The organism is uncultured Algibacter sp., from assembly GCF_905480415.1.
In the GTDB taxonomy this organism is placed as follows: domain Bacteria; phylum Bacteroidota; class Bacteroidia; order Flavobacteriales; family Flavobacteriaceae; genus Algibacter_B.
In genome coordinates this window covers 1-9,522 of record NZ_CAJQQI010000050.1, presented here as the reverse complement: position 1 = coordinate 9,522, position 9,522 = coordinate 1, and the positions used below count along the sequence as shown (strand labels likewise).

Annotated in this window: 5 protein-coding genes and 1 pseudogene; all 6 read right to left on the bottom strand. The window is 35.6% G+C overall.

Features of this window, described 5'->3' with window-relative positions; all coding sequences use genetic code 11:
• Positions 1 to 344 (bottom strand): annotated as a pseudogene (locus QZ260_RS04115) (glycoside hydrolase family 16 protein); the annotation flags it as partial.
• Positions 345 to 398: 54 nt separating this feature from the next.
• Positions 399 to 1,817, bottom strand: coding sequence for a glycosyl hydrolase family 16 (locus QZ260_RS04110; RefSeq protein ID WP_295983031.1), 1,419 nt, complete (start codon positions 1,815 to 1,817; stop codon positions 399 to 401).
• A 13-nt stretch (positions 1,818 to 1,830) separates the two neighbouring features.
• A complete protein-coding gene (locus QZ260_RS04105; RefSeq protein ID WP_295983028.1) occupies positions 1,831 to 5,004 on the bottom strand; it encodes a glycoside hydrolase family 2 TIM barrel-domain containing protein in 3,174 nt (1,057 codons plus the stop codon).
• 686 nt (positions 5,005 to 5,690) lie between these two features.
• Positions 5,691 to 6,794 carry a glycoside hydrolase family 16 protein gene (locus QZ260_RS04100; protein ID WP_295983026.1) on the bottom strand — a complete coding sequence of 368 codons (1,104 nt, stop codon included), beginning with the start codon at positions 6,792 to 6,794 and terminating at the stop codon, positions 5,691 to 5,693.
• Positions 6,795 to 6,891: 97 nt separating this feature from the next.
• A complete protein-coding gene (locus QZ260_RS04095; RefSeq protein WP_295983023.1) occupies positions 6,892 to 7,782 on the bottom strand; it encodes a glucan endo-1,3-beta-D-glucosidase in 891 nt (296 codons plus the stop codon).
• 28 nt (positions 7,783 to 7,810) lie between these two features.
• Positions 7,811 to 9,522 (bottom strand): hypothetical protein (locus tag QZ260_RS04090; RefSeq protein WP_295983021.1); only part of this gene is annotated, 1,712 nt, incomplete at its 5' end.

Here is a 9,522-nt window from a genome sequence, read left to right as displayed (position 1 = left end):
GTATATTTGGAGCCTTCAAACGCTTCTTCTCTAACAGTAATTAATAACATACCATTTTGAACCGTTACATTTTCTGGGCGGTCTGTGTAGTGCTGTAATTCTTCATTGCCCCATCCATTAACTCCTGTACCAATATCATAGTTCCAAATGTCGCTGTTCGGAGCACCATCTACATCAAACTCATCAGCCATTACTAATTCTGTAAATCTAGCAACCGTTTGATTTTCATCTGTTGAACAGCCAGTAAACAGCGTAAATGAAACTAATAATGCAAGACTCAGAAAACCCAATACTAAGTTTCCTTTTCTAGATATTAGATTCTGCTTAAAGATTTTTGTTTTCATTCTTATTATATTTTTTGAATTCATAGTGTTAAATTTTAATATCTAAATGCAGTATTACTCACTGTAGAAATAAATATTATCCAAATAAAAATTTGTTAATGATGAAAAATTAATATTTTCATAAATAATGAGTCCTATGGCATTCTTATTGGTCAAAGTGATAGGAAAATCTAATGTAATCCATGTATTAGCAACCCATATAGATTTATTAAAAAACACTTGTTCCCTCGTATCATCACCACCGCCTTCAACGCCATCAGCACCGAAATCTAGAAGCGTAATTAAAAAGTCCATGTCTCCAGGTACTTCGCCAGGAATAAACATATTAATATGTATATTAGACTTTTCTGTTGCGTCTACAGTTGGGTTCGCAAATTGATTACCAACAAAATTAAAATTAGTATAGTTTAAAACATTATCTCCGTTTATTTCAAAATCAGCAGATTCTGTAGTTTGATATGGCTGCCAAAACCCATTAAAAAAGTCAACCGGTACGTTGTTGTATACATCACTAAATATTGAAATAACATTATTGGGGTCTCTTGTTGGTGTTGGAGCAAAATTAAAATCACCTAATACGCTTATAGTTAATGTTCCTTCTGCTTGAACTCCTGCAGATGAAGCTGTAATAACAGCTTGACCAGATTTAAGAGCCTCAGAAAGGCCTGCTTCTTTAGTAACATTTACAACACTTGGTTCAGAAGACATATAGTCAAAATAACTATGTGCTACTAAAAGAGTTGTGTTTTGACCTGAGCCCAAATTAAATGTTACGGTTGGTAAATCTAATACGCCATCTGTCCCCACAAAGGTTTGCATTTCTGCATTCTTTCCGTCATATAACTTTGGTAAAGGTTGTCCAATGGTTCCTAGTTTTTCAAACTGGAGATCATCAATCCAAAACGTATAGCCATTTCCACCCGTATTTTGTGTTCCGGCAGAATACCAAAACATACCTCTTTCTTCAATGAGTTTAGACGCATCTGGTATTGGTATTGTGTATTTAACCCAATTGGTACTTAAACTTAATTCTGATTTAGTCACCTGGTATTTATCTGCCTCAAAATCAATTCCAAATCCGATTGAACCAATAGAAACACCTTGCGACGCCTTAGCCCAAAAAGTTAATGCATCGTATTCGGTAAGGTTACGTCCTGCGCCATCTACTCTAAAAATAGCCCCAGCATAACTGCCTTCAGGATCGTTTGCATTCGGTACATCAAAACGCATAGAAGCTTCGCTTTCGTAACCTTCGCTTTCATCTACCGTCCAAGCTGTTGCTTTAGAACCTCCAAATGGAAAGTAAAAATCACTACCCAGACCGATTGGTGAATCGGTAAAAATTTCTCCAGAACTATCGTTAGTGGCGAACTCTACCTCATTTGAAATTTCTCTTTCGCATCCCATAGTTACTAAAAAAAGTAACCCTGAGAGCAGTATTATTTTTGAATAAATAAATTTTATGTCTTTCATGTTTCTCTATTTTTTATTTTCCAATGTTGATGTGTATGTATGTTCTAATCTCCCATTCATTACCATCACCAAAACCAACAGAACTTATGGCTGGTACTGCTGGAAACGTATTAGGTGGCACTACGTTAGGCGAGTAACGTGGAGAATATTCATTTAGTCCACGCCATGTTCCGCGTATTCCGATTTGAGTATTTGGAAGGATAAACCAATCTGGCTTTCCTAATGTTGTAGATAAATCTAACATAAGCTGCACCGGGTAAGTGAGGTTGAAATCTCGATGATAATCAAAAGGACCCCAGTCATTAATTTTGAAAGAATGGGTTAATTTCAGTTTATTATATATCAATCTAATATCACCTCCAATACGCTCGATTAATCGTTCGTCACTACCGTTTGACTGTGCGTTACCAAAGTATAAATTAGCTATTAACCCTAAATCTGTATCCACTTTAGAGACGATACGCGAATTTACTTCCCATAAATCTTGTGCAGGAGTAGCATTAGGAAATGCAAAGGCTGAACGATTTGCTAAAAAGCCAATCGCAGCATCTTGAGCTGTTGGTTGATGGCGAAACACAAAACCAAGGTTAAATGCAAACTTCGCATCTTCAGCTCTATCGTTATCCCATTCATACATCCATGTTCCTGGTGTAGGATCAAATGAAATTAAAAGTTCTCCTGCTGTAGTTTCTCTATTAGCTCTTACCGCAAATGGGTCATCTTGAATATTTCTAAGTCTTCCAGGAGACTGAACATCATTAGGCATGGCTTCAACAATTGGTTTTTGCCATAAGAAATTTGGAGCAATTTGAAAGTCACCAACTTGAAAGGTGAAACCTGATAAAATATTAGTTTGGTTTCCACTACCAGTATCTTTAAGTCTCCAACCTGTAAATGTTTTTGTTTGGTCTGCACCACCATTAGCCACTAAGCCCATATATGCCGCTTGACCATACCAGTTAAAAGCACCACCTGAATAGGTTATTTTAGCTTTTGCACCCCAGTTATCGTCTGAATTAATCTTATCGTTATAAATGATGTATTTTGGATTAGAACCACCTTCGTTATAATTTGGATTATCTTCTGCTATTTGAAATTCACGTCCGTTTAAAGGCTGTCCACCCCATATACCTCCAATTTCAAAACCAAATTTTCCAAATTCTTTTTCAGCATGAAGTGTAACACGACGAGTTTTTGGAAGTGGAATAGCTATTGAAGTTACAGCTTCACCAACATCGTCTATATCTTCATGATAGACCCCTGTAATATCCCAATGGTTTATTTGTGTGCTATATTTCAATAATACCGCAGGGTTTGCTCCCCACCATAATTGAGGGCCAAAAGCTGCCTTTAAACCGTCTAAGGCTCCTTTACCATCTATCTCAATCCCTGAGATTTCGCCATTATAAATATCTAAATTAGGTCCGTAATTAGCCTCTGGATAGAGTCCAAAGAAATCGCCCTCATAACCCCAATGAAAATGACCCGTTCTGTAAAAACCTCGCAAATCAAATTCTTTAGCATTCCATTCAAATTCAGCGTTATATATTTTTACTCGATTTGGATCAGTAATAGTCACATTTCCATCGTCTGTATTTACCGAAAATGAACGTCCAGTATTTTCATAAAAAATTTCATCTATAGGATTTTCTGCTACATTGCCAAGTATATTAAAATTGACATTAGCTTTCATATTAGGTGCAGGATTCCCTTCAACCCCAATGAAATACGATTGCATATGATCGAAACCAAGTTCGTTTGGATAAACTGACTCATTAGGATCTGCTGTCTCAGGTGTTGTAAGAAGACTACCTCCTATATTAAATGTTGTAAACTCCGCTCTTAAATTGCTTATACTTATTTTACCCGCTTTCTCTCCAATTAAAGCGGCTTTATCGCCTCTTGCTTTCAAAACTGCGTCCATTAATTGAATATTGTCAAAATGATTTTTGACAAATTCTTCGGTAACGCCTTCATCATAAGGGTTTAATTGGTGTGCTTCTTTTAAAGCATAATATGCCGCTCTTGGATATAATTCATAAAGTCCTCTAGGGTCTGTTGCTCCTTTAGCGCAAATACCAAACCATTCCTCATTCATATTATTTTCTCCAGGCGCTAAATCTATCCCATAACCTCCATTAGCCCAAGATGCATTGTTATCATGTTTATCAGCATTTTTTCTATCGTCAAACCCAAATTTCCACCAACCATCACTAAATTGGAATGTAAATCCTCCAATAGAGTTGTCTTCTTTAGCTAGACCTGCTGCATTTTCATAAATCTCTTTCCAATTGCTTACCATATAATAAGCCTGAGATTTTTGATCTTCAGAGTTTTTAATAGCATTAAAAGCATCCGCTCCAAACTCTGTAAACATTAGCGGCTTGTTAAGCTTCTCTTTAACTACTTTAAACATGTCTGTAAAAGATGCTCCACGATACGTATTCGTTCCATAAATGTCAACATCTTTACACTCTTCGGCTACAATATCAATAAAGAGTACGTCTCCGTTACATATTGCCACTGGGTGCGTTGAATCCATCAACTTAATTTTCTTTGCCGCCTCATTCATTAACTTATACATGGGTCTTCCTCGACTCTCACCAATAAAATTTATTCGTTCTTGATCATCTGGAAAATCTTCTGTTTCTGCTCCTTGCCAAAAAAGACCATAATTATTTTCATTACCTAACAAGTACATTAGTAAACCTGGCGTGTTTTTATATTCCTTAACTAGCGTTTCAATTTCTGAAAGCAGGTAATCTTGCGTTCTTGCTTCTGAATAAATAGTGACAGGTGTCCAAACACCATCAAGTGTTAATCCGTAACGTCCAAACGAATGATTCAACATGGTATAAATGCCATATTTTTCGTATATATACTTAATCCATTTAGCAGGAACTCCAGTATATTGACGTATCACATTAACATTCATGTTTTTTAAAAGCGACATTTCAGTATCAAGACCTGCTTTAATAATATCATCAGACTTATTCCAAAAATTGGCATCCACGGTATTGGTTCCAATCGGAATAAAATCCCAGTTCATTCCATTAATCATGAAATCTTTTCCGTTAACTACCAGTTTCATTCCCTCATCATTACTTACAACCGACACCTTATCTACCTGAGCAAACATGGCCGTGGTGAATAATAAAAGTATTAATCTTAGAAAATTGTTTTTCATAATATATAGTTTTATTTATTTAGAGTTAGAATATAAATTTTGTTTTAAACCTGCCCTGATTATACAAACCTAACAATGCTTTTTTAGGAAATTAAATTTACCCAATAAATTGGCAATTCCTTAAAAAAGACCGCAACAAAAAACATACAATCTAAATAAATCTAGTGTGTTTTTGATAAAATGGCAATTAATGAGTGGCTGAGGATGTAAAATAGACCTTATAGCGTTAAAGGCCATATAAAAGAAAGAGAGAATGTTGTGGTAATGTTGTGGTTTCATTACCTATTGTTGTGCTAAACTACTCTTGTCATTGAATTAGTTAATCGGATTCACTTACTAAAAATAATGATTAAGAAAACAACACTATTTAACCGCTACCGTGTTTAATCAGAAAGAAAACCATTCGATTCATGCTGATTAGCCATAAATTAGTCAACAATATTAGGGAATTAATTATTTGATCGAGGTTTAAAACTCGCAAACTTCATTAGCATGTGTTTAGCCATTTTAATAAATTAGTAGAAAAATTTACAACATTCTTAGCGGTTAACATTCTAATTAAAGTTGCTAATTATAATTTGTTAAACACCCACTAATTATTCTAAAATGTTTCAATTACAATAATATATTAGAAAAGGGTTACGTATATTTCTAATGATCCTATTTTTGATTACATATTAAATGATTTATTGATATACTCTTATATAATCAATTTCCATAGTATCTTCAGTAAATGAAGCGTCAATATCACCGCCTAAATTACCGCCCATTGCCACGTTAAGAATAAAGAAAAAATTAGACTTAAAGGGCATGCCATTGTTTGTAGTCATTACGAAATATTCTTTATTATCAACGGAAGCTTTTATGGACCCCCCCTCAATCCACTCCAGTTTATAAACATGAAAATTGTTAGACGAATTATTAACTGTTGTTTCTAGACCATAACCAGCATAACTGCCATTATTTGACCAATGGCAAGTAGCCAAAACCTTATCTTTATCCCATCCTTTTTGTTCCATAATATCAATTTCACCACACGCTGGCCAGCCCACAGAATCAAAATTAGCACCAAGCATCCAAATTGCAGGCCATGTGCCCTTTGATGCAGGCAGTTTAGCGCGCACTTCAACTGTGCCATAGGTAAATTCAAATAAGTTTTCGGATTTAATGCGAGCAGAAGTAAAACCTCCTGCACCGTCTGACTTAGCTTTAATTTTAAGCAGGCCATCTTGTACAAACACATTCTCTTGACTTTTAGTATATGTTTGCAACTCATTATTTCCCCAGCCTCCAGCGCCTATGTTATAGTTCCAATTTAATGGATTTGGGGCACCGTTTTCAAAGAACTCCTCAGCCCAAAATGGGGCGTCTCCAATATAATAGGCAACACGAGCCGTTTTTTCTTTGTATATAGCGATATCAGTACTAGAGTACGCTATTACTTTTATTTCATGGTTTTCAACACCTTCAATATCATCAAAAACATATTGGTATGTTCCAGTTGTACTTTTTTGTTCTGCTTTATTATTGATAATAAACCCATACGAAACAGCATCTTTTGCGTTTGACACAAAATTCACAATTCCAGATCCATCCCCGTAAGGACTGTTTGAACCAGATCCCACCACATCTAGAGATAGTGTCAAATTTGATGGAGTAATTAGAGGTTGTTCCTCCTGATCAACAACAGGATCAACAATATCTGAATCAGTATCACTAGAACAACCTGCTATCATTACTGAAATCAAGTAACATAAAAGAAACGCAATTAAATTTGAAGTTTTTTTCATAAACTAAATATTTAAGTAAGAATATAATTTTAACAGAAAGGGTTGAAAGTATTCATACTATCAACCCCTGCTCTTATTAAACTTTTAACAGTGATGCTTAATCAGCAATTAAGATAAAATTCCAATCAAATTCATTATTTCCATCGGTGGACAGTATACTAAATGTATTATTTGCTCTTTCCAATATTCTATAAGAATGATTTCCTCCTATATAATAACCAATAAAACCTAATCCGCTTAACGTTAATGTTTCAACTCCTCCTGGAGCAGTTAAGGACCAAGTTCCTGTGTAATCAGCATACGTATAATTCAATATATCAGCGCCATCTACAGCGCCATCCCCAGGACCACCAATTTCATTAATGAGTACCTCCCTACCAAAAACAGCTCCGTTCGTAATGTGCGTAAACGTACCATCACTATTGAAAACATAACGATCATCATACATGCCTGTGCCAGACTTGTCAGGCGTGCCCCCATTAGGGTAATATTCTCCTAATCTTGTAGTTCCTATAGGGCCTAAACCAAAATAGTTTGGTGTGTCAACATCTATTCTAAACGTTCTTTCGCTGTTAGATGTTAACATCTCTAACAAATCCGCTGGCGGCTCGTATAAAGCTTGCACTTCAACTTGAATAGATTTAGTAGACGAAGCACCGCCTGTACCATAAGCAATCGCAGTAACCGTGTAGGTTTTTGTGCCTAATGTGGTAAAAATATGAGCTACACTTCCAATGCTTTGAACTTTTGTTTGCCCTTGAATAATTAATTGGTAAGCACTAGCATTGTCAGCAGAAGCAGTAAAAACTACTTCACCACTTCCTAAACCAGGCGCTTGTGATTCTGCTCCTTGATCCATATAAGCAACAGCTATTTCAATATTAGTAGGAGAAATGATGTCTCCAACTTCTCCCTCGTCATCCTGACAACTGGTAAACAGAAGTGCACTGACAATAAAAATTCCAATTATATATTTTATGTTTTTCATTTTTTTGATTTTTAAAATTAGTATAACTTTAATTTATATCTATGTCATCGACATATATGGTGTAATTATCTGAGCCATCTCCTTCTGTCCCGTTATCCATAATCAATACAACATTTGTAAAATCAATATCTGTAGATATTCCTGCAAAATCAAAAGTCAACACCTCCCACTGATTTGCTACAGTAGAAGTGGCTGTAATTTCAGCTGATGCAATTGTATTCGGGAATGGCGTAGCGTCTTCAAATTTAATAAGTAAATTTAGACCAACTCTTGGCGACCACACTTTAGCAGTAACTGTAGTTGAATTTACGAATGACAGTGGTTCGGAGACCGTAATTACTGAGCCGCCCCAGACTTGACCTGCATCCTTAACTAATTTGGCAACAGTACTTGATTCATTACCGTTTGCAGGGTCCTGATCAGGATTAGTCACGATTGAAATATCTCCTCCATCAAAACTTCTTAAATCTTGTTGTGGTTCAAAATCTAAAAATCCTCTTGTGGAAATATCATCTACATATATTGTAAAATTATCTGATCCATCTCCTTCCGTACCATTTTCCATAATTAAGACAATATTTGTAAAATCTATTTCGGTAGATATTCCTGTAAAGTCAAAAGTTAATTCCTCCCACTGATTTGCAACAGTTGTTGTAGCTGTTATTTCAGCTGAAGCAATTGTATTTGGAAACGGTGTTGCATCCTCAAATTTCATAAGCAAAGTTAATCCTGCTCTCGGCGCCCATACTTTTGCGGTAACCGTTGTAGTATTTAAAAAGGAAAACGGTTCGGTTACAGAAATTACTGACCCTCCCCATACTTGACCTGCATCTTTAACTAATTTAGCAGCTGTACTAGATTCATTTCCATTAGCAGGATCCTGATCAGGATTCGTTACAATTGTAATATCCCCTCCATCAAAAGACCTTAAATCAAATGGTGTTTCGAAAGTAATAGGAGTTACACTTGGTCCTGTAGCAGGAACAGCCTGTCTAATATTATCTACATAAAACGTCCAATCAGCACCGCCTTCACCTTCTGTTCCGTTATCAAATATTAAAACAATATTTTGATAAGCTTGTGTAATATCAATCTCACTTAAATCAAAAACGACTTTTTCCCAATCACTATTACCAACAGTGGTTACTTCTTTTTCAAAAAATATGTTCTGAGCGTCCGCCGGATCTTCTACTTTAAGTAATAGTTTTCCTCCTGGTCTAGGCGACCAAACATCCATCGTTACTAATTTTTTCACACTGAAATCTATTGGAGCAGATAATTTAATTGCATTTCCTCCCCAAACTTGACCTGCATTTTTTACAATCTTAGCAACTTTGCTAGAATTATTATTTGAATCAACCTGCGGGTTATCTTCAATTGTCATAACTCCTCCATCAAAATCTACTAGAACGGTTTCGTCAAAAATTTCAAAATCTATAGGTAATTCCGTTGGTTTCTCTATCGTTACAACTTGAGTTCTTTCTGTTGTTTCAACACCACCACTTAATGCTACAACTTTTATAGTATAGTCACCCACAGTTGGATATTCAAAAGGAACACTCTCGCCTAAAGCAAGAGGTGTTGGTTCTTCATCAACATTATCTGTATTAAAGTAAACCCAAAACAAAGCAGCATAATCAGCAGTTGCTGATACATTCACTTTAAACGGGTTTGAGTCATCAATCACTGCCGTAATCTCCAGATTTTCTGGTGCTCTAAAAGAAACTAGCAATTCTTGTG

What these genes read in the sequence shown, in the direction of transcription:
- QZ260_RS04110 (WP_295983031.1), bottom strand. Translation starts at nt 1,817, where the DNA reads ATGAAAGACATAAAATTTATTTATTCAAAAATAATACTGCTCTCAGGG.
- QZ260_RS04105 (WP_295983028.1), bottom strand. Translation starts at nt 5,004, where the DNA reads ATGAAAAACAATTTTCTAAGATTAATACTTTTATTATTCACCACGGCC.
- QZ260_RS04100 (WP_295983026.1), bottom strand. Translation starts at nt 6,794, where the DNA reads ATGAAAAAAACTTCAAATTTAATTGCGTTTCTTTTATGTTACTTGATT.
- QZ260_RS04095 (WP_295983023.1), bottom strand. Translation starts at nt 7,782, where the DNA reads ATGAAAAACATAAAATATATAATTGGAATTTTTATTGTCAGTGCACTT.